This window comes from Streptomyces sp. NPDC008150 (assembly GCF_042956945.1).
In the GTDB taxonomy this organism is placed as follows: Bacteria; Actinomycetota; Actinomycetes; order Streptomycetales; family Streptomycetaceae; genus Streptomyces.
This window is the reverse complement of the sequence record NZ_JBIBHJ010000014.1, coordinates 20,949-41,661: the sequence shown is the minus strand read 5'-3', so window position 1 is coordinate 41,661 and position 20,713 is coordinate 20,949. Positions and strand designations below refer to the sequence as shown.

Below are 20,713 nucleotides of genomic sequence, written 5' to 3'. Positions count from 1 at the left end.
TGAATTCTTAACTACTGTCCGCGGTGTGACCTGGCGCGCACGCGTTCGACGTCACCCTGCGCAGCCTACCGCTCACAAACCGAAGCGACGCTGGAGGTCCCCCAACTGCCCGGGGAGCCGCTGCCCGCCGGCCTGCTGCCCGGGTACGGGACCGCCGCCGGGCACCCCGGCCTGCTGCGGCGTCGCCCCCGTGGCCTGTTCGGCCATCAGCACCTCGGTCGACTGGAGCAGTACCGTCCCGGCGCCGACGAACTCGAACTGGTGCTCCTCGCCCGAGGCGCCGCCGATGCCCGTCAGGGCGCGCAGGCCGCCGAGCAGGCCGGTCATGTAGCCGTGGTCGTAGTGGTGGCAGGGGGAGGGGCAGTCGGCCCAGCCGACCAGGGCCTGCGGGTCGACGCGGATCGGCGGTTCCATGAAGACGACCGGCCCGTTGGACGCGGCGACGAACTTGCCGGTGCCGATCAGGGTCAGGAACCCGGGCACGATCGACTGCTTCAGCGCGAGGGACGGCTGGAAGGCGAGCAGGTTGCCGGAGCGGATCGTCAGGTTGCCGTCGTCGAGGTCGTAGGAGTTCACGTCGAACGCCCGGTCGGCGAGGAGCATCTTGCCGGAGCCGTCGGCCACGACCCAGTCGCTCGCGTGCAGCGGGGAGTGGAACGACGTCCGCACCAGCCGGTCCAGCCGGCCGTGCCCGATGCCGTTGAACTCGATCGCGCCGTAGTACGCGATCATCTTGCCCTTCTGCAGGAACCACTGGCTGCCCTTGAGGTCCACGCAGAACGTGTAGTTGTTGACGTTGTCGTCGACGGGCAGCGTCGCCGGGTCGTGGACGACGGGCCCGCCGGGTCCCCCGTGGATGCTCACAGCTTCTCCTCCGACGCCTGGACGTACACCGCACCGCTGCCGCTCAGCTCCAGCTGGAACCCCTCGCCCGAGCCGCGCCCGACCATGTCCCGCCAGCCGAGCGCCGACGACAGCTTGTTGCGGATGTCGCCGTGGTGGGCGACGTAGGCCTGCGGGTCGACGTGCACCGGGCGCTGCGGTGTGACGGGGATCTCCAGCACGCCGCCGTGGGCCATCACCGCGACCGCGCCGTGCCCCTTGAGCGTCGTCGTGAACAGCCCCTGGCCGGTGACCTGGCCGCGGACCATGCCCATCACGCCGCCCTGCGAGCCCATGAACATGGTGCCCTGCTGGAGGGTGCCCTCGAAGGCGAGGAGCCGGTCGGCCTCGACGAACAGGGTGTCGCCGGTGAGAGTGATCACCTGGATGTGGTGGCCGCCGTGCCCGAACAGCACGGTGCCGCTGCCCTCGACGCTCATCAGCGGGGTGGCCTCGCCGGCGACCCGGCGCCCGATCATCGAGCCGAACCCGCCCTGGCCGCCCTGCACGTTGGGGGTGAAGGACACCTCGCCCCGGTAGGCGAGCATCGCGCCGCGCTGGCTGAACAGACGGGCGCCCGGCAGGACGGTCGCCTCGATCATCTTCGAGTTGATCTCGCGGAAGCCCATGTCAGAGATCCCCCGCGATCGTCTTGCGCTCGCTGGGCTGCACGTACACGAGCCCCTCGCCCTCGAACCGGATCTGGAACGCCTCGCCGCCGCCCTCCCCGAGGAAGGTGCGGAAGGTGGCCCCGGACTGGAGGGACTGCCGCAGATCGCCCTGGTGCGCGATGTAGGCGCCGGGGTCGACGGTCAGCGGGTACTGGCGGCTGACGCGCAGCACCACGGCGGGCCCGTCGGACATCACCGCGGCCTGGCCGTGGCCCTCCACGGTCGTGGTGAACAGGCCGTTGCCCTGCGAGGCGCCGCGCAGCCCGGTGAACGTGGTCCCGGTGCGCAGCCCGGCGTCCGTCACGAGCAGGTTGCTCGCCTCGACGAACAGCTTGTCGCCGCGCAGCGCCACCAGGTTGATCTCGGTGGCCCGGTCGGCGAACCAGCAGGTCCCGTGCCCCTTCACCTCCATGACCGTCATCTGCTCACCGGTCAGCCGGCGGGTCACCATCCCGCGCAGGCCGTCCCCGCCGCCGCTGAGTCTCTTGAACGCCATCTGTCCGTCGTACGCGACCATCGAGCCGTTCTTCGCCTTGACGGCGTCCCCGGTCATCTCGACGGCGAGCATCTTGCTGCCCTGAAGCCGAAACATCGCCACGTGGCGAAAATAGCCGCCCGGACCCCCGGCGCACAGGGCGCGGGTCGGTTTGCCACAATGGCCGGACTGTTTGTGCGCACGTTCACAAACCCATCCGAACACCGAAGGTGTCCCGTGGACCTCAAGACCGCCACAGCCGTCCGCCGCCTCCGCCTAGTCTCGGCCCCGGAGGCGGTGTCGTTCCTCCTCCTGCTGGTCTGCTCCGTGCTGAAGCGGACGACGGACTTCAACGCGGTGCCCGTCATGGGCGCGGTTCACGGCATCCTCTTCATCCTGTACGTCCTGTTCTGGGCGGACGCCTGGAACAGGACGAAGTGGCCGCTGCGGACGGCCGCGCTCTACTTCGTCCTCTCCGTGCTGCCCACCGGCGGCTTCTTCGCGGAGCGCAAGCTGAAGCGGGCCGCGGAGAACGAGGTCATCCTGGCCCGCGCCCGCCAGGAAGGTGTGGTGAACGCATGATCGTCGCCTTCTCCGTGACGCCGCTCGGCGTCGGTGAGGACGTGGGGGAGTACGTGGCCGACGCGGTCCGCGTGGTCCGCGAGTCGGGCCTGCCCAACCGTACGGACGCGATGTTCACGTCCGTCGAGGGCGAGTGGGACGAGGTCATGGACGTCGTCAAGCGAGCCGTCGCGGCGGTGGAGGCCAGGGCACCCCGGGTCTCCCTGGTCGTCAAGGCGGACATCCGCCCCGGTGTGACGGACGGCCTGACCTCGAAGGTCGAGACGGTGGAACGCCACCTGTCCTGACCCGCGCACCCGAGAGCCCCGTCACCCCCGCCCGGCGGGAGGGACGGGGCTCTTCGTTTCCGTCCCACCGGCCGCCGCACCGGGAGTCCCGGCCGGGGAAAGCCGAAGACGGCGAGGAGGGGACGTGCCGGGGGTGTGCGCCCGGAGCGGCCGGTGCGTCCGCCCCCGTCAAGATGCAGGGCCCTGCCGAGCCGCACAGGTCCGAGGACGTACGCCCCCGGCGCGGCCCCGCCCCCCGACGCACCGTCACCCGGGCCCCCACGCACGCGCACCGCGCGCAGCGCCCGCACGCGCAGTCCCCGCACGCGGCGCCCCCCGCTCAAGCGCGGCGCCCCGCCCGCGCGCAGCGCCCCCGAGTTACACCCCGCACCCCCGAAGTCCACGCCCCCGGCCCAACCCGCACCCCCCTGCACACCCACCTGGCCCCACCCAGTTCGACACGCCCGGAGAACTCCACTTTTGTGTGGGTATCGGCCTATCGATCTTCGTCGAAGAGCCGGAGCCGTTGGATCACTCCCCACGTTCACTGGAGGGCGCTGTGCGGCCGGAGGGCTACGACTACGACACCCACAGCACGCTGGCGGGACCGCTCACCGAGCCGTCCGGCGCGGGCTACCGGGTGCAGTACACCTCGCTCCTCTCGCGCGAGCCGCACCGAATACGAGCCGTCCTCCTGATGACCCTCGCGCCCCTGCTCACCGGGGTGCTGCTGGTCTACCTGGTGTGGCCGACGCACTGGGTGGAGCGGGAGGGTGGCGACCGCTGGCTGGTCGGCCTGGACGTCACGATGCTCGTGGCGATCGGCCTCATCGAACTGTTCATGGTGGTCAACGTCGCCTCCGTGGCACACGCGACACTCGTCGCACGGGACCCGGTACCGGTCCGCGCGGAGCAGGGCACGCGCGTCGCGTTCCTGACGACGTACGTCCCGGGCAAGGAGCCGCTGTCGATGGTCCGCGCGACCCTGGAGGGCGCGAAGCGGATCACGCACGAAGGGCCCCTGGACGTCTGGCTGTTGGACGAGGGCGACGACGCACGGGCCAGGGCGCTGTGCGAGGAGCTCGGGGTGCGGCACTTCACCCGGCACGGCGTCCCGGAGTGGAACCGCCCGAAGGGTGTGCACAAGTCCCGCACCAAGCACGGCAATTACAACGCGTGGGTCGCGATGCACGGCGACGACTACGAGTTCTTCGCGTCGGTGGACACCGACCACGTGCCGCTGCCCAACTTCCTGGAACGGATGATGGGTTACTTCCGGGACCCGGACGTCGCGTTCGTCGTCGGCCCGCAGGTGTACGGCAACTACGAGAACCCGGTGACCAAGGCGGCCGAGTCGCAGCAGTTCCTGTTCCACGCGCTGATCCAGCGCGCGGGCAACCGCTACCGCGCCCCGATGTTCGTCGGCACCAACAACGTCGTGCGCATCTCGGCGCTGCGGCAGGTCGGCGGCCTGTACGACTCGATCACGGAGGACATGGCCACCGGGTTCGAGATCCACCGGCACCGCAACCCGGCGACGGGCACGCACTGGCGGTCGGTCTACACGCCCGACGTGCTGGCCGTCGGTGAGGGCCCGGCCTCCTGGACGGACTTCTTCACGCAGCAGATGCGCTGGTCGCGGGGAACGTACGAGACGCTGTTCAAGCAGTACTGGAAGGCGCCGTTCAGCATGCCGCCGGGACGGCTGTTCTCGTACACGATGATGCTCGTGTACTACCCGATGACGGCGGTCAACTGGCTGCTGGGCATCCTGAGTTGCGTGCTGTTCCTGTGGTTCGGCGCGTCCGGCACGCAGGTCGCGGCCTCCGTGTGGCTGATGCTCTACAGCGACGCGGCGGCGCTCCAGATCGGGCTGTACCTGTGGAACCGCCGGCACAACGTGTCGCCGCACGAGCCGCAGGGTTCGGGCGGACTGGCGGGGATGGGGATGTCCGCGCTGTCGGCGCCGATCTACCTGAAGTCGTTCGGCGAGGCGCTGGTGCGCCGGCCGAGCAGGTTCGTGGTGACGCCGAAGGGCGGCGACGCGAGCCCGGACCGGCTGCTGACGTTCCGCATCCATCTGTGCTGGGCCGCGCTGCTGGCGGTCTCGCTCGGGGCGTCCGCGGTGCTCGGCCACACGCACGCCGCGATGCGCACGTGGGCGGTCCTGGCGATGGCGATCTCGCTGGCACCGGCCGCCGTCTGGGCGTCCACGCTGCTCAAGGAACGCGGGGTCCGCCGCCGGCGGCACGCACCGCGCACACCCGTACTCGTCCCGGACGGCGCGGAACCCGCGCTCGTCGGCAGCGGCACCGGCGCCTCGGTGTCCGGGGCGACCGGCCCGACGACAGGAGGCAACTAGGCCATGGTCCTGCCCACTTCGCAGAAGACACGGAAGACGGTGCTCGGCGTCGGCGGAGTCGCGATCCTGGCGAGCCTCAACGCGCCCGCGGCACTGGACTTCGCCGGCGAGCAGTACCACGACTACGCGATCTCCCGCCCCGAGTACATGGCCCGGTACGGGTCCTGGGGCAGCGTCGACATCCCCGACAAGTTCCGCACCAACGCGATCCACGCGGCGCTCCTGCACACCGGCAAGGTGCTGATCGTCGCGGGGTCGGGCAACGAGATCAAGAAGTTCGACGCGGGCTCCTTCGACACGATCCTGTGGGACCCGAAGAACAACACCTTCAAGAAGATCCCCACCCCGGACGACTTCTTCTGCTCGGGGCACGCCCAACTCCCGGACGGCAGAATGCTGGTGGCGGGCGGCACCGCACGCTACGAGCGCCTCGGCGACGAGGTCGACCGGGCCGGCGGCGGCATGCGGGTCAAGAACGAGAACCCGGACAAGGCCGTCGTCCTGAAGAAGGGCACCCGGTTCCGCTCGCCGGCGGGCGTCGAGTACGTGTCGAAGTTCGACGTGACGGTGCCGAAGGCCAAGCGCGGCTTCAAGGTGACGTACAACCAGGCCGGCGTGATGCAGCCGTGGCGCACGAGGATCACCGCGAGCGAGAAGCGGGTCTTCGTGGAGGCCGTCGAGAAGGGCCCGCTGTCGGCCACCGACACGCAGGCGCAGTACGAGGTGGTCGGCCTCAAGGGCAAGGACGCCGACAACACCTACGGCCTGTCCGAGAGGATCAACCTGGAGAAGCAGGACTTCCAGGGGATCCGCGCAGCCTACGAGTTCGACCCGACGGCGGAGAAGTACATCCCCGTCGACCCGATGAAGAAGGCGCGCTGGTACCCGACGCTGGTCGGTCTCGACGACGGCCGGGTGCTCGCGGTGTCGGGCCTCGACGACGTCGGCGTGATCGACCCCGGCGACAACGAGATCTACGACCCGAAGACCAAGAAGTGGTCGATGGGGCCCAAGCGCTACTTCCCGACCTACCCCGCGCTGTTCCTGACGAAGGGCGGCAAGCTGTTCTACCCGGCGTCCAACGCGGGCTACGGCCCGGCGGACAAGGGCCGTGAGCCGGGTCTGTGGGACCTGGAGGACAACTCGTTCCAGAAGGTCCCGGGGCTGCGGGACGGCGACGAGACGGAGACGTCCGCGTCGCTGCTGCTGCCCCCCGCGCAGGACCAGAAGGTCATGATCCTGGGCGGCGGCGGGGTCGGGGAGTCGAAGCGGTCGACGCCGCGCACGGCCGTCGTCGACCTGAAGAAGGACAACCCCTCCTTCAAGGACGGCCCGGACCTGCCGCAGGGCACGCGCTACCTGAACAGCGTGATCATGCCCGACGACTCGGTGTTCACGTCGAACGGTTCGCGCGACTACCGGGGCCGCAGCGCCAGCAACGTCTTCAAGGCGCAGTTCTACGACCCGAAGGCGAACGTCTTCCGCAAGGCCGCCGCCCCGGCGGTGGGCCGCAACTACCACTCGGAGGCGCTGCTGCTGCCCGACGGCCGGGTGGCGACGTTCGGTTCGGACCCGCTCTTCGACGACCAGAAGAACACCAAGCTCGGCCACTTCGAGCAGCGCATGGAGATCTTCACGCCTCCCTCGCTGCACGCGAATGCGGACCGGCGGCCCGAACTGGACGACGGGCCACAGGCGTTGGACACCGACCGCCGGGCGACCTACACCACCGACCACCCCGAACGGGTCGTCAAGGCACGCCTGATGCGCCCGAGCGCGGTGACGCACACGACGGACGTCGAGCAGCGTTCCGTGGACCTCGCGCTGACGAAGAACCGCACGTCGGTGACGGTCGAGGTGCCGGACGACCCGGCCCTCGTGCCGCCCGGCTGGTACATGCTGTTCGTGACGGACGCCAAGGGCACACCGTCCGAGGCGAAGTGGATCCAGGTCAAGTAGGCCGCCGGTGAAGGGGGTTCGGGACCTCGGTCCCGGACCCCCTTCGTCATGCCCGGGAGTTGCGGGCCAGTTCCAGGGCGTACTCGGGCCACCACTGCCCGGCGTTCGGGCCGCCCCGGCAGGTCCCGTCCGACTCGCCGGGCCGCTTGACCCACAGGTACGCGTCGAGTCCGGCCCGGCCGGTGTCGGTGGTGGGCGGGGTGCCGAGGGCGCGGCCGGGCGGGTTGCACCAGTCGCCGGAGGCGGGACCGTTGCCGTTGCGGCTGGTGTCGACGACGAAGTGCTTGCCGCCGAGCTGCCGCGAGAGCCGCGAGCCGTACTCGCCGGCCACTTCGTCCGACTGGAAGTTGGACACGTTCAGGGCGAAGCCGTCGGCCCGGTCGATGCCCGACTGCCGCAGCGGGCCGACGAGTTGGGCCGGGTCGCGGATCCACGCGGGGTTGCCCGCGTCCAGGTAGACCTTGGTGTTCGGCTGCCGCTTCAGCCGGGTGATCGCCTCGGCGAGCAACTGCTCGCGCTCCGCGTGGTACTCGTCGGGCGTGCAGCCGTCCACGTTGTGCGCGACGGCGTCGGGCTCCAGCACCACGAGGGCCTTGCCGTCGCCGAGGGCGTCGGCGAACTTCCCGATCCAGGCCCGGTAGGCGTCCGCGTCGGCCGCGCCGCCCGCGGAGTGCTGGCCGCAGTCGCGGTGGGGGATGTCGTAGGCGACGAACAGCGCGGTGCGGCCCGCCTTCCCGGCCGACCCGACCGCCGAGCCGACCGCGGGCCCCGGGTCGGTCTCGCCGGCCGGCCACAGCGCGGCGGGCCGGTCGGCGATGCGACGCAGCAGTTCGGCGTCGGAGTTGCGGCCCTGGTGGCGCCACATCTGGATCTGCCGGGCCGCGGGGCTCTCCGGGTCGACCCAGAACGGGGCCCCGGACGCGGAGCCCGCCTGGTCGGAGGACCGGCCCGCGACGGAGGCCTCCCCGACGTCGGACGCGGACGAACAGCCCGCGGTCAGCCCGAGCACCGCGAGCGCCGCGAGGGCCTGGATCAGCCGGGACATGCTGCTCCCTTGCGTGGAGGTGGGGACGATCACTGAGGTGGCGTCAGCAATCGTTGCACGAGAGGGCGAATCGGTACGTAAAGGACATGGCCCGCCCGTTGCGGGCGCCACCCGCCGGCCCCGGCCGGGGGCCGCGGCCTCACCCGTCCCCGGAGGCCAGCGCGAACCCGAGCGGGGTGCGCTCGTAGAGCATCTGGTGGCCGTAGCGCCGCGCGGTGAGCAGTCCCGCGTCGCGCAGGGTCGTCAGGTGGGCGGAGACCGAGGAGGGCGCGAGTTCCAGGCGATGGGCGAGCGCCGTCGTCGTGGCCGGTTCCTCCAGCGCGGCCAGCACCTGCGCCCGGCCCCGCCCCAGCAGCCGTACCAGCGCCTCCGGGGTCCGCCCGGCCGGCCGTGCCCACAGGCCCGCGATGCCGCGCGCCGGGTACACGAGGGTCGGCTGCCACGGCGGTTCGAAGGAACTGACCACGTCCGGCCAGACGAAGACGCTCGGCATCAGCACCAGCCCCTGCCCGCCGAGGTGCCGTTCGTGCCGGCCCCGCGACTCCACGGTGAGCGTGCCCGCGTGCCAGCCGCAGCGCCGGTTGATCTCCGGCAGCAGGCCCCCGAGGCCGACCTCCGCCAGCCGCCGGGAGTGGAACGCCACGTCCGCCTCCAGCAGGGCCCGCAGCCGCGGCCAGTCCGGCAGGACGATGGTCCGCCACACCGCCGTCAGCAGGTCCGCGATCTCGGCGACCATCCGCTCGGGCTCCTCGTCCCACGCGCGCGCGTACGCCGAGTCGAGCGCCCCGGGGGTGTGGCCCAGCGAGCGCAGCGAGTCGGCGCGGGCCGCGCGCGGGTCGGCGGAGCGGACGACGGCCATCTCCTCCTCGAAGGAGGACACGGGGCCGGGCGACGACGGCAGGAACCAGTCGGGGGAGTGGCCCCGGCGCGGCATCAGCAGCCACAGCGGAGTCAGGTCGAGCGAGGCCGCCGCGTCCCGGATGCGCCGCAGCCAGTGCGGGTGGTACCCGTGCCGGTCGGGCCGCTTGAGCGTGCGCACCGCGTCCTGCGTCTCCCACAGCGGGGACACGGCGAAACGGCAGCGCAGGAAGTCGTCCTCCCCGAAGTGCAGCACCGACGGCACGACGCCTCCTCTCCCGCTCCGGCCCCGCCCGGTCGGCGAAGATTCGGCCTGGGCCGAAACAATACGGCCGGGCCCGCCGCCGCGTGCACCCTGCTCCCCATGCCGGACGACACGGGGACCACCCCGACCGCACCACCCGTGCCCGCACCCCTGCCCGCCCCGGACACGGCGCCCGAGCCGGGCGGCACCCCCACCGGGTACGCCCGCGTCTTCGCCGTCCCCGAGTTCCGGGCGGTGTTCGCCGCCCACGCGCTCTCCCTGCTCGGTCTCGTGGTGAGCGAGATCGCGCTGTCCGTCCTCGTCTACGACCTGACGGGCTCGCCCCTGCTGAGCGCGCTGACGTTCGCCCTCGGTCTGCTGCCCTACCTGATCGGCGGCACCCTGCTGGCCGGCCTCGCCGACCGGTTCCCGGCGCGCCGGGTGCTCGTCGTGTGCGACCTGGTCTGCGCGGGCTGCGTCGCGCTGATGGTCCCGGCGGGCGGCGGCGTCGCGGCGCTGCTCGCCCTGCGGTGCGCGGTCGCGGTGGTGGCCCCCGTGTTCTCCGGGACGCGCATGGCCACGCTCGCCGACATCCTCGGCGACGGCGACCTGTTCGTCCTGGGCCGCTCGCTGCTGCGGATCGTCTCGCAGAGCTCGCTGCTCGTCGGCTACGGCTGCGGCGGCCTGCTGCTGACGGTGCTCTCGCCCCGGCACGCGCTGCTCATCACCGTGGGCACCTTCCTGCTCTCCGCCACCCTGCTGCGCCTCGGCACCCGCCGCCGCCCCGCCCGCGCGGCGCGGGCGGACGGCACCGGTACCGCGAAGGGGGCCGGCACCACCCGCCAGGTCCTCGCCGACCGCCGGGTGCGGGTGTTGCTCCTGCTGTCGTGGGTGCCGTCGATGTTCGCCGTCGCCCCCGAGGCGCTGTCCGCCCCGTACGCCGACGGGCTCGGCGCCGGCTCGGTCGGCCTCGGCCTGCTGATGTGCGCGCTGCCCGTCGGCACCATCGCGGGCGAGGTCTTCGCGGGCTCCCGGCTGCGCCCGGCCGTGCGCGAACGCGTCGCGCTGCCCCTGGTGTGCCTGACCCTGCTGCCCTACCTCGGCTACGCGCTGCACCCGCCGCTGGCGGTGTCCCTGCTGCTCCTGGTGGTCTCGGGCACCGGGTCCGCGTACTCGCTGGGCCTGGACCAGTGGTTCGTCGACGCCGTGCCCGACCGGCTGCGCGGCCGCGCGATGACGCTGCTGAGCGCCGGCCTGATGACGATCCAGGGTCTCGGCATGGCGCTGGCGGGCCTGGTCGCCCAGTTCGCCGGGGTGCCGGCCACCGTCGCGGGGGCGGGCGCGCTGGGCGCGGCGTGCTGCGCCCTGCTCGCGCTGGAGGCCCGGCGCACCGCGGGCGGACGCGGGGGACGCCGCCCGGGACCGGGAACCGAGACGGTGGAGACCACCATATGAACGGCCGGTAAGGTCTGGTGCCGTGCCGAAGCCCCTCAGTCTCCCGTTCGACCCCATCGCCCGCGCAGACGACCTGTGGAAGCAGCGCTGGGGCGCCGTACCCTCGATGGCCGCGATCACGTCGATCATGCGGGCGCAGCAGATCCTGCTCGCCGAGGTCGACGCGGTGGTCAAGCCGTACGGACTGACCTTCGCCCGCTACGAGGCGCTGGTGCTGCTCACCTTCTCGCGGGCCGGCGAGCTGCCGATGTCCAAGATCGGCGAGCGGCTGATGGTGCACCCGACGTCGGTGACGAACACCGTCGACCGGCTCGTGCGGTCGGGTCTCGTCGCCAAGCGCCCCAACCCGAACGACGGGCGCGGCACGCTGGCCACCATCACCGACAAGGGCCGCGAGGTCGTCGAGTCCGCGAGCCGGGACCTGATGGCGATGGACTTCGGGCTGGGCGCGTACGACGCGGAGGAGTGCGGCGAGATCTTCGCGATGCTGCGCCCGCTGCGGGTCGCGGCGCACGACTTCGACGAGGACTAGGGCGCGCTCCCGGCGCCTCCCGGGGGCCCGGGTCCGGCCGCCGGGGGCCCCGCAAGATCGCCCGAAAGCGGCGGTTACGCTCGCTCCATGAAGAAAAGCGTGCTGACCCGCTACCGCGTCATGGCCTACGTCACCGGTGTCCTGCTGGTCCTGCTGTGCCTCAGCATGATCGCCAAGTACGCCCTGGACATCGACGGCGCCGGAAGCCTGACCCGGGTCGTGGCGATCGCCCACGGCTGGCTGTACGTGGTCTACCTGGTCGTGGCGTTCGACCTGGGCGCCAAGGCGAAGTGGCCGGTGGGCAAGCAGCTCTGGGTGCTGCTGGCGGGCACGATCCCGACCGCCGCGTTCTTCGTGGAGCGCCGGATCAGCGCGGAGCTGGAGTCGAAGGTCACGGACGGCACGCCCGCCGTGGCGAAGACCTCCAAGGCGTAGTCCACCCGGTCGCGGCCCGTGCGGTCACCCGTACGGGCGCACGGGCGTTCTCCGGGCGGCGTGGCTCCGCGCCCCCGCCGGGGCCCGCGCGGGCGGGGCGGGGCCTCGTGCTCCGCTCGAAAGGTGATGTCGGCCGTCGACATTTACTAGGACGTCCTAGTAACTTCGTAGGCATGGACGATGTCGATGTCGAGGACGGCCGCCGTCGGTGGCAGGCCCGGTACGACGCCGCGCGCAAGCGCGACGCCGACTTCAGCACGCTCTCCGGAGACCCGGTGGATCCCGTGTACGGGCCCCGGCCGGGCGACCGGTACGAGGGCTTCGAACGGATCGGCTGGCCGGGCGAGTACCCCTTCACCCGCGGGCTGTACCCGACGGGCTACCGAGGGCGCACCTGGACGATCCGGCAGTTCGCCGGGTTCGGGAACGCGGAGCAGACGAACGAGCGCTACCGGATGATCCTCGCGGCGGGCGGCGGCGGTCTGTCCGTCGCCTTCGACATGCCGACGCTGATGGGCCGCGACTCCGACGACCCCCGTGCGCTCGGCGAGGTCGGCCACTGCGGGGTCGCGATCGACTCGGCGGCGGACATGGAGGTGCTGTTCCGGGACATCCCGCTGGGCGAGGTGACCACCTCGATGACCATCAGCGGCCCGGCGGTGCCCGTCTTCTGCATGTACCTGGTCGCCGCGGAGCGGCAGGGCGTCGACCCGGCGGTGCTCAACGGCACGCTCCAGACGGACATCTTCAAGGAGTACATCGCCCAGAAGGAGTGGCTGTTCGAGCCCGAGCCGCACCTGCGGCTGATCGGCGACCTCATGGAGTACTGCGCGGCCGGCATCCCCGCCTACAAGCCGCTGTCGGTCTCCGGGTACCACATCCGCGAGGCCGGATCGACGGCCGCGCAGGAGCTCGCGTACACGCTCGCCGACGGCTTCGGCTACGTCGAACTCGGCCTGAGCCGCGGCCTGGACGTGGACGTCTTCGCCCCGGGTCTGAGCTTCTTCTTCGACGCGCACGTCGACTTCTTCGAGGAGATCGCCAAGTTCCGCGCCGCGCGCCGGATCTGGGCCCGCTGGCTGCGGGACGTGTACGGCGCGCGGACCGAGAAGGCGCAGTGGCTGCGCTTCCACACGCAGACCGCGGGTGTCTCGCTGACCGCCCAGCAGCCGTACAACAACGTGGTGCGCACGGCGGTCGAGGCGCTGGCCGCGGTGCTCGGCGGCACCAACTCGCTGCACACCAACGCCCTCGACGAGACCCTGGCCCTGCCGAGCGAGCAGGCGGCGGAGATCGCGCTGCGCACGCAGCAGGTGCTGATGGAGGAGACGGGTGTCGCCGGGGTCGCGGACCCGCTGGGCGGTTCCTGGTACGTCGAGCAGCTGACGGACCGGATCGAGGCGGACGCCGAGAAGATCTTCGAGCAGATCAGGGAGCGGGGGCTGCGCGCGCACCCCGACGGGCGGCACCCGGTGGGCCCGATGACCTCGGGCATCCTGCGCGGCATCGAGGACGGCTGGTTCACCGGGGAGATCGCGGAGGCGGCCTTCCGCTACCAGCGCTCCCTGGAGAAGGGCGAGAAGCGGGTGGTCGGCGTCAACGTGGCCACCGGTTCGGTCACCGGGGACCTGGAGATCCTGCGGGTCAGCCACGAGGTGGAGCGCGAGCAGGTGCGGGCCCTCGGGGAACGCCGGGCCGCCCGGGACGACGCGGCGGTGCGCGCGGCGCTGGACGACATGCTGGCGGCGGCGCGCGACGGCGCGAACATGATCGAACCGATGCTGCGGGCGGTGCGCGCGGAGGCGACGCTCGGCGAGATCTGCGGCGTCCTGCGCGACGAGTGGGGCGTGTACACGGAACCGCCGGGCTTCTGAGGCCCCCGGACCGCGCGGCGCGGAAGCGCCGGGGTCCGTCAACCACCGTGCGCCGTCCGGGAGTTACGTGCTCCCGGACGGCGCGGTCGTGCCCGTTCCGCCGCCGCCCCCGGCGGCGCCCGTGCCCAGCCCCGCCCCGGTGAGCCCCAGTAGCAGGACGCGGGTGAAGTCGCGGACCCAGGCGGTGTCCGCCGGTTCGGCGCTGACGAGGGTGCGGTGCACCACCGCGCCGGCCACCACGTCGAAGATCAGGTCGACCGCGCGCGCGGACTCCGACGGCCCGGCCGACGCCGGGAGTTCGCCGCGCTGCTGGGCGCGGGTGCGGCCGAGCAGCACCAGCCGCTTCTGGCGTTCGACGATCGAGGTGCGGATGCGTTCGCGCAGCGCGTCGTCCCGGGTGGATTCGGCCACGACCGCCATCAGTCCGTTGCGGGCCTCGGGTCGGTCCAGGATCGCGGCGAACTGGAGCACCACGCCCTCCACGTCCGCGGCGAGGCTGCCGCGGTCCGGCAGGACGAGTTCGTCGAAGAGTTCGGCGACGGCGTCGACGACGAGTTCGTTCTTGCCCGCCCAGCGCCGGTAGAGGGTCGTCTTGGCCACCCCCGCGCGGGTCGCCACGTCCCCCAACGTCAGCTTGGACCAGCCGAGTTCGACCAGGGCGGCCCTGGTCGCGGCGAGGATCGCGGTGTCCGCCGCGGCGCTGCGCGGGCGGCCCGCTCGTCCTGCGGGGGTGCGGCTGTGCATTCCCCGACCATAACGGGGTGTCCCGGGCGGCCGTGGCGGAGATCACCGGGAACGGGTCCCGCGGGACGCCCCGATGCCATTACGCTACGACTCGTAGCGAAAGCGGGTGGGCGATCCCCCGCGCGAGCGACGACCACGCACAGCAGTACCCGGCGTCCGGTGGGGACCGGACGCCAACGGTTCGAAACCGGTCCGTCTGTCGGGCCGCTTTTCCCTGCGCGCCGGGAACGGGGGAGGATGGACGCATGCAGCCACGGAACATGTCCATGAGCGGAGTCGTCGACCTCGCCGCGGTGAAGGCGGCCCAGGAGGCCAAGGCCAAGGCGGAGCAGGCTCGCGCCGAAGCGGCCCGCCACGGAGGGGGAGGTGCCGTCTCGCCGGCGGACCTCGTGATCGACGTCGACGAGGCGGGGTTCGAGCAGGAGGTCCTCCAGCGCTCGACCGAGGTCCCGGTCGTCCTCGACTTCTGGGCCGAGTGGTGCCAGCCCTGCAAGCAGCTCAGCCCGCTCCTGGAGCGGCTCGCCGTCGAGTACAACGGACGCTTCGTTCTGGCCAAGATCGACGTCGACGCCAATCAGATGCTGATGCAGCAGTTCCAGATCCAGGGCATCCCGGCGGTCTTCGCCGTGGTCGCCGGTCAGGCGCTGCCGCTCTTCCAGGGCGTCGTGCCCGAGGCCCAGGCGCGCGAGACCCTCGACCAGTTGATCCAGGTCGCCGAGCAGCGCTTCGGGCTGACCGGCCTGACCGTCGACCCGGACGCCGAGCCCGGCGCCGCCCCCGAGGCCGGCGCGGAACTGCCCGCCGGTCCCTACGACGCCCTGCTCGAAGCCGCCGTACGTGCCCTGGACGCGGGCGACTTCGGCGGCGCGGTGCAGGCGTACCGCAACGTCCTGAGCGACGACCCGGGCAACACCGAGGCCAAACTCGGCCTCGCACAGGCCGAGTTGCTCCAGCGGGTGGCGGACGCCGACCCCCAGCGGGTGCGTACGGAGGCGGCCGAGCGGCCCGGCGACGCCGCGGCCCAGATCGCCGCCGCCGACCTGGACCTGGTGGGCGGTCACGTGGAGGACGCCTTCGGCCGGCTCGTCGACACGGTGCGCCGTACGGCCGGTGACGACCGGGATGCCGTGCGCGTGCGGCTGCTGGAACTGTTCGAGGTCGTCGGACCGGACGACCCGCGGGTCGCGGCGGCCCGGCGCGCGCTGGCGCGCGCCCTGTTCTGAGCAGCGGCGGGGCCTCCGCGGGGACCGTTCCGCGGGCCCCGCGGGGGCGCTCCGGCGCGCGATGCCGGAGTGAGAGATCTGTCGACAAGACGTCAGAGCGGTCGCGCTTTGCCAAAACTTGGTAATCGCGACCGCTGTTACTGCGAGTAAGTCGAGGGCGTCCTTCTGCCCGGCCTGATCCGCCTTTCGCCCGCTTTGCGGGGGCCCTTGCTGCCACCGAGTGTGCCCGGTGGTGGCCAATGCGTCGTTCCTCGGTTATCCGGCCGTTACTAGTGAGTAACGAACCCCTTGTGCCTGCGGCGAGAATGCACCACGATCGGCGACGCTCGGTCCATTCCCCTGCCCCCGACAGCCGGTCGGGCGACGGGCTTCATGGGTCCCCACCGGGCAGGGCCGACGTCAGTGGCGACGGCCCTGGGACAGGGGGGTCTTCGCCACCCGGTGAAGCCTGTCCAAGCAGGTTGTGCGTGATGCGAGTCAGGCGCGGCCAGTGGTTGTCGCTCGGGGGTGATCGCCGGTGGTTCGGGCGCGGTACGTGCCGACGGACCCGGGCGCTCTCCTTACCGAGGACGTAGCACTTCTCCCATCCCTGCCCGGCTGAGCCGCCGTCTGGGGGCAGCCAGGGTCAGGAGATGTACGTCCGAGAAGGAGGACATATGCAGTCCCAGGTGCGTGGCGGGACCAGATGGAAGCGCTTCGCTGTGGTCATGGTGCCCAGCGTCGCCGCAACGGCAGCGATAGGCGTCGCCCTCGCGCAGGGTGCGCTCGCGGCCTCGTTCAGCGTTTCCGGTCAGTCGTTCAAGGTGACGGCCGACGAGCTCAACGGCACGGGCTTCGTCCAGTACGGGGCGATCGACTCCGGCTACACGATGTCGGGCGCCAAGACGGCGCACCCGGTCGCGGTGTCGGCGTTCAAGAGCGCGACGATCAAGAGCCTGTGCCAGTCCGTGGTCACCCCGGACATCCCGCTGCTCGGTTCCGTCAGCCTGATCCTCAAGGCGGGCGGCGGCAGCACGCCGGTCGAGGCCGAGAACCTCTACATCGACGTTCAGGACCTGAACGCCGACGCGACGTTCCACAACATCGACATCGGTGTCGCGGCCAAGGACGCCACGAAGGGTCCCGGGATCCAGTCGGGCGACTCCGCCAACCCCTACGGCTTCGCGCAGCAGGCCGACTCGGCCACGCTGGAGAACGTGAAGCAGACGGCGTGGGCGACCACCGCCGGAACGTTCAAGCTCAGTGGCCTGAACATGTCGGTGTCGACGGGCGTCAAGGAGTGCTACTAAGCACTCTCTGACGGGCGGGGGGCTCATCGGGCACCCCGCCCGTCCACTCCCCGCCCGGGGCGTCACCCGTAGAACCCATCACCACTACAGCAAAGCCTGTCCAGGGAGCTGTTTTCCATGAGCGCCGAGACTCCTGCCGCACCCGGAGAGTTCACCCACCGGAGGCTGCAGTTCCGCGCCTGGCGGGGTGCCCGGCCGTTCTGGGCCGGCCTGTTCGTCATACTCGGCGGACTCCCCATCGCCTACTTCCCGTACGCGCACCTCCAGATCGGTCACCTGACGCTCGCCATGGCGACCACCGCGGGCGCCGGATCACTGATCATCGGTGTGCTGCTCGTCGTCCTCGGCCTCAGCCTCTGGTTCCAGAAGCACGTGCGCGTCTTCGCGGGCGTCGCGGCGATCCTGCTGGCGCTGGTGTCGATCCCGGTCTCCAACCTCGGCGGCTTCTTCATCGGGTTCCTGCTCGCCATGGTCGGCGGCGCCCTGGCCGTCTCGTGGGCGCCCGGGGACGCGGACGAGCCGCCCCTGGCGACGGTGATCGAGCCGTCCGCCGAGGCCCCCTCGGGCGACCCGGCACCGGCCCCGTACGAGCCGGCCGCCGACGCCCCGGACGCCGGTCACGCACAGCACGCCGGACCCGACGCGCCGGCGAAGCACATCGAGCCGCCCGTCGAGACCGCGGACGAGGTGAGCGAGCCGAACGATCTGTCAGGAACGAGCCCCGCCAACGGGGCGAACGGGAGGCACAGTGCCGGCTGACGAGGTGGCGCGCGGGACGCACGTGGACGAGTCCCGGGCGAGAACCGGGCCCCGCCACGCGGCGCCCAGGAAGCCACTGTTCACCAGGTTCCACGTGCCGGCCGGCAAGGCGATAGCCATGGCGGCGATGCCCACCGCGGTACTGATGGGCATGGGATTCACGCCGACCCTCGCGCTCGCCGACGACCACCCGTCGTCCAAGAGCCTGTCGGTCGACGAGTACAAGGACTGCGTCACCGCGCTGGAGGACGCCTCGGCCTCGCCGTCGGCCTCCGCGAGCGACGACGCCTCCGCCTCGGCCACCCCGTCCCCGTCGGCGTCCGCGAGCGACGACGCCTCCTCGGACGGCAAGGACGCGTCGGGCTCCGGGAAGTCCTCCGGGAGCAAGGACGCCGCGGGCGGTTCCGCCTCGGACTCCGGTTCCGGTTCCGGCGCGGCCGACCCCGCGCCCTCCGCCTCCGCGACCCCCGACGCCGCCGAGGACACGCCGTCCGACGACGCCACCGCCGCTCCGTCCGCCTCCGCGTCGCCCTCCAAGAGCGCCGGCAACGTGCTGGAGAACCTCGGCGACGCGATCACCGACCTGTTCACCGGCGGCAAGGGCACCGCGACCGAGAGCGCCACCCCGACTCCCGAGCCGTCCGCCTCCGCGTCGGCCTCCGCCGACAAGGGCGCCGAGTCCTCCTCGGACAAGGGCACGGACAAGGCCGCGGACACGGCGGGCGACGCGGCGAAGGACAGCGCCGCCGCGGCCACCAAGGCGGCGGGCGACGCGGCGAAGGACACCACCGACGCGGCGACGAAGGCGGCCGGCGAGGCCACCGAGGCCGCCAAGGACGCGACGGAGTCGGCCACCCCGACGCCGAGCGCCTCCGCGAGCGCCTCCACGGACCCGGACGACTGCCCGGCGGCCACCGACGCCGACGACAGCGGGATCGACAACAAGGTCACGCTGCCCGACGACCCCTGGTACCTGAACGCGAGTTCGCTGCTGCTGACCGGCGCCGACTACCAGGGCGTGGTCTCGGTGAGGACGGCCGACGGGAGCGTCAAGAAGGTCCTCAAGTACGTCATCTCCGACGGCACCGACATCGGCGACCTGAAGCAGACGGTCCTCGACAAGCAGCAGGACAAGACGTACCACGTCGAGGGCGCCAAGGGCTCGACGTCGACCATCCGCGACGGCCAGACCGTGATGTACACCCAGAGCATCTCCGGGAACCTGTTCGGTCTGATCCCGGTGACGTTCGACGTGGACAGCCCGCCGCCGCTGAACATCCCGCTGATCTACTTCACCAACGTGAAGGTGGTGCAGGCCGGCCAGTTCGGCGGCACCCTGCACATCCCCGGGCTGAACCAGTACGTCACCGACGGCACCGCCGGCTGACGGAGCCGCCCGAGACCCGTCCGGGAGCCGCAACACGCCGAGGGGCGCCCCCTGTTCGACAGGGGGCGCCCCTCGGTGCTGTGCCGTTCGTCCGGTCAACTCCCGTACAGGGTCGGCCTGTTGGCCAACTCCCGTACGGAGGGCGCCCGGTGGGCGTCAGGCGTGCTGCTCGCCGCCCAGGTGCAGGATGCGCACCATGTTGGTGGTGCCGGTCACGCCGGGAGGCGAACCGGCGGTGATGACCACGGTGTCGCCGGTGCTGAACCGGCCGAGCTTGACCAGCTCCTGGTCCACCAGGTCGACCATCTCGTCGGTGCTGTTCACGAACGGCACGACGTGCGACTCGACGCCCCAGCTCAGCGCGAGCTGGTTGCGGGTGCCCTCGTCCGTGGTGAACGCGAGGATCGGCTGCGAGGCGCGGTAGCGGGACAGCCGGCGGGCCGTGTCACCGGACTTGGTGAAGGCGACCAGGCCCTCGCCGCCGATGAAGTCGGCGATCTCGCAGGCCGCACGGGCCACCGAACCGCCCTGCGTGCGCGGCTTCTTGCCCGCCACCAGCGGCTGGAGGCCCTTGGAGAGCAGCTCCTCCTCGGCCGCCGTGACGATCTTCGACATCGTCTTGACGGTCTCGATCGGGTAAGCGCCCACACTGGACTCGGCGGACAGCATGACCGCGTCGGCGCCGTCGAGGATCGCGTTGGCGACGTCGGAGGCCTCGGCGCGGGTGGGGCGCGAGTTGGTGATCATCGACTCCATCATCTGGGTCGCCACGATCACCGGCTTGGCGTTGCGCCGGCACAGGTCGATCAGGCGCTTCTGCACCATCGGGACCTTCTCCAGCGGGTACTCCACGGCGAGGTCGCCGCGGGCCACCATGACGCCGTCGAAGGCCATCACGACGGCCTCCATGTTCTCGACGGCCTGCGGCTTCTCGACCTTGGCGATGACGGGGACCCGGCGGCCCACCTCGTCCATCACCTTGTGCACGTCCTGCACGTCGCCCGCGTCGCGCACGAAGGACAGCGCGACCATGTCGCAGCCCATGCGCAGCGCGAACCGGAGGTCCTCGACGTCCTTGTCGGACAGGGCGGGCACGTTCACGGCCGCGCCGGGCAGGTTGATGCCCTTGTGGTCGGAGACGACGCCGCCCTCGATGACGATCGTCTTGACCCGGGGGCCCTCGACGTCCAGCACCTTGAGCTCGACGTTGCCGTCGTTGATCAGGATCTGGTCGCCGCGCGACACGTCGCCCGGCAGGCCCTTGTAGGTGGTGCCGCAGATCGACTTGTCGCCGGGCACGTCCTCGGTGGTGATGGTGAACTCGTCACCGCGCACCAGCTCGACGGGGCCCTCGGCGAAGGTCTCCAGGCGGATCTTCGGGCCCTGGAGGTCGGCGAGCACGCCGATGGCGCGGCCCGTCTCCTCGGCGGCGGCCCGGACACGGTCGTACCGCCCCTGGTGCTCGGCGTGGGAGCCGTGGCTGAAGTTGAAGCGGGCCACGCTCATGCCGGCTTCGATCAGCGACACCAGCTGCTCGTGGGAGTCGACCGCGGGGCCGAGAGTGCAGACGATTTTCGAACGGCGCATGGGGCGATCCTATCGGTTTGTTTCGCTGCGGAATATTCCGTCTGGCGGAAGGTACACATGGGCGGGACGGCGCTCAGGCGAGGT

At 71.6% G+C, this 20,713-nt stretch carries 19 protein-coding genes; 12 read left to right on the top strand and 7 right to left on the bottom strand.

The genetic code is table 11. The features are described from left to right. Positions 1-72: 72 nt before the first annotated feature. From ACFZA0_RS29035 to ACFZA0_RS29025, 3 genes are read right to left on the bottom strand one after another with little or no spacing between them, the layout of a single operon-like run. The gene (locus ACFZA0_RS29035) at positions 73-864 is read right to left on the bottom strand and encodes an AIM24 family protein (protein ID WP_391022413.1); all 792 of its coding nucleotides are present in this window, start codon (positions 862-864) and stop codon (positions 73-75) included. Beyond that, a complete protein-coding gene (locus ACFZA0_RS29030) occupies positions 861-1,511 on the bottom strand; it encodes an AIM24 family protein (RefSeq protein WP_391022411.1) in 651 nt (216 codons plus the stop codon). Before ACFZA0_RS29030 ends, ACFZA0_RS29035 begins: the two co-directional genes overlap by 4 nt. A gap of 1 nt (position 1,512) precedes the next feature. Beyond that, positions 1,513-2,145: an AIM24 family protein gene (locus ACFZA0_RS29025; RefSeq protein ID WP_391022775.1), complete on the bottom strand. Its 633-nt coding sequence runs from the start codon at positions 2,143-2,145 to the stop codon at positions 1,513-1,515. 120 nt (positions 2,146-2,265) lie between these two features. Here ACFZA0_RS29025 and ACFZA0_RS29020 point away from each other — a divergent pair, with 120 nt between their 5' ends. From ACFZA0_RS29020 to ACFZA0_RS29005, 4 genes are all read left to right on the top strand, one after another. Then, positions 2,266-2,610 carry a DUF3817 domain-containing protein gene (locus ACFZA0_RS29020; RefSeq protein WP_391022409.1) on the top strand — a complete coding sequence of 115 codons (345 nt, stop codon included), beginning with the start codon at positions 2,266-2,268 and terminating at the stop codon, positions 2,608-2,610. Continuing rightward, entirely contained in the window at positions 2,607-2,897 is a 291-nt protein-coding gene (locus ACFZA0_RS29015; RefSeq protein WP_391022407.1) for an MTH1187 family thiamine-binding protein, read from the top strand. The genes ACFZA0_RS29020 and ACFZA0_RS29015 overlap by 4 nt, the downstream gene beginning before the upstream one ends. Positions 2,898-3,435: 538 nt before the next feature. Beyond that, entirely contained in the window at positions 3,436-5,238 is a 1,803-nt protein-coding gene (locus ACFZA0_RS29010; RefSeq protein WP_391022774.1) for a glycosyltransferase family 2 protein, read from the top strand. Positions 5,239-5,241: 3 nt separating this feature from the next. Beyond that, the gene (locus ACFZA0_RS29005) at positions 5,242-7,197 is read left to right on the top strand and encodes a galactose oxidase-like domain-containing protein (protein WP_391022405.1); all 1,956 of its coding nucleotides are present in this window, start codon (positions 5,242-5,244) and stop codon (positions 7,195-7,197) included. 46 nt (positions 7,198-7,243) lie between these two features. Here ACFZA0_RS29005 and ACFZA0_RS29000 read toward each other — a convergent pair whose 3' ends face one another. Next, positions 7,244-8,242, bottom strand: coding sequence for a glycoside hydrolase family 6 protein (locus ACFZA0_RS29000; RefSeq protein ID WP_391022403.1), 999 nt, complete (start codon positions 8,240-8,242; stop codon positions 7,244-7,246). Positions 8,243-8,381: 139 nt separating this feature from the next. After that, positions 8,382-9,365: a DUF5937 family protein gene (locus tag ACFZA0_RS28995; protein ID WP_391022401.1), complete on the bottom strand. Its 984-nt coding sequence runs from the start codon at positions 9,363-9,365 to the stop codon at positions 8,382-8,384. Between the two features lie 99 nt (positions 9,366-9,464). Between ACFZA0_RS28995 and ACFZA0_RS28990 the strand changes: the two genes are divergently transcribed. The 4 genes from ACFZA0_RS28990 (at position 9,465) to ACFZA0_RS28975 (ending at position 13,640) form a co-directional block, all read left to right on the top strand. Continuing rightward, entirely contained in the window at positions 9,465-10,799 is a 1,335-nt protein-coding gene (locus ACFZA0_RS28990; RefSeq protein ID WP_391022399.1) for an MFS transporter, read from the top strand. Between the two features lie 22 nt (positions 10,800-10,821). Next, the gene (locus ACFZA0_RS28985) at positions 10,822-11,331 is read left to right on the top strand and encodes a MarR family transcriptional regulator (protein ID WP_391022396.1); all 510 of its coding nucleotides are present in this window, start codon (positions 10,822-10,824) and stop codon (positions 11,329-11,331) included. 87 nt (positions 11,332-11,418) lie between these two features. Next, complete coding sequence (locus ACFZA0_RS28980; protein WP_391022394.1) at positions 11,419-11,766, top strand: DUF3817 domain-containing protein; 348 nt, start codon at positions 11,419-11,421, stop codon at positions 11,764-11,766. 173 nt (positions 11,767-11,939) lie between these two features. Beyond that, complete coding sequence (locus tag ACFZA0_RS28975) at positions 11,940-13,640, top strand: methylmalonyl-CoA mutase family protein (RefSeq protein ID WP_391022392.1); 1,701 nt, start codon at positions 11,940-11,942, stop codon at positions 13,638-13,640. Between the two features lie 63 nt (positions 13,641-13,703). Here ACFZA0_RS28975 and ACFZA0_RS28970 read toward each other — a convergent pair whose 3' ends face one another. After that, a complete protein-coding gene (locus ACFZA0_RS28970) occupies positions 13,704-14,384 on the bottom strand; it encodes a TetR/AcrR family transcriptional regulator C-terminal ligand-binding domain-containing protein (protein ID WP_391022390.1) in 681 nt (226 codons plus the stop codon). A 245-nt stretch (positions 14,385-14,629) separates the two neighbouring features. Here ACFZA0_RS28970 and ACFZA0_RS28965 point away from each other — a divergent pair, with 245 nt between their 5' ends. The 4 genes from ACFZA0_RS28965 (at position 14,630) to ACFZA0_RS28950 (ending at position 19,042) form a co-directional block, all read left to right on the top strand. Continuing rightward, positions 14,630-15,607: a tetratricopeptide repeat protein gene (locus tag ACFZA0_RS28965; protein ID WP_391022388.1), complete on the top strand. Its 978-nt coding sequence runs from the start codon at positions 14,630-14,632 to the stop codon at positions 15,605-15,607. 656 nt (positions 15,608-16,263) lie between these two features. Further along, positions 16,264-16,896, top strand: a complete 633-nt coding sequence (locus tag ACFZA0_RS28960; protein WP_391022386.1) for a DUF6230 family protein — start codon at positions 16,264-16,266, stop codon at positions 16,894-16,896. Positions 16,897-17,013: 117 nt separating this feature from the next. Further along, positions 17,014-17,655 carry a DUF6114 domain-containing protein gene (locus ACFZA0_RS28955; protein WP_391022384.1) on the top strand — a complete coding sequence of 214 codons (642 nt, stop codon included), beginning with the start codon at positions 17,014-17,016 and terminating at the stop codon, positions 17,653-17,655. Beyond that, a complete protein-coding gene (locus tag ACFZA0_RS28950; protein WP_391022382.1) occupies positions 17,645-19,042 on the top strand; it encodes a hypothetical protein in 1,398 nt (465 codons plus the stop codon). The genes ACFZA0_RS28955 and ACFZA0_RS28950 overlap by 11 nt, the downstream gene beginning before the upstream one ends. 156 nt (positions 19,043-19,198) lie before the next feature. On the opposite strand, the gene pyk is transcribed toward ACFZA0_RS28950, so the two are convergent. Beyond that, positions 19,199-20,629, bottom strand: a complete 1,431-nt coding sequence (gene pyk / locus ACFZA0_RS28945; protein ID WP_391022380.1) for a pyruvate kinase — start codon at positions 20,627-20,629, stop codon at positions 19,199-19,201. Between the last annotated feature and the right edge of the window lie 84 nt (positions 20,630-20,713).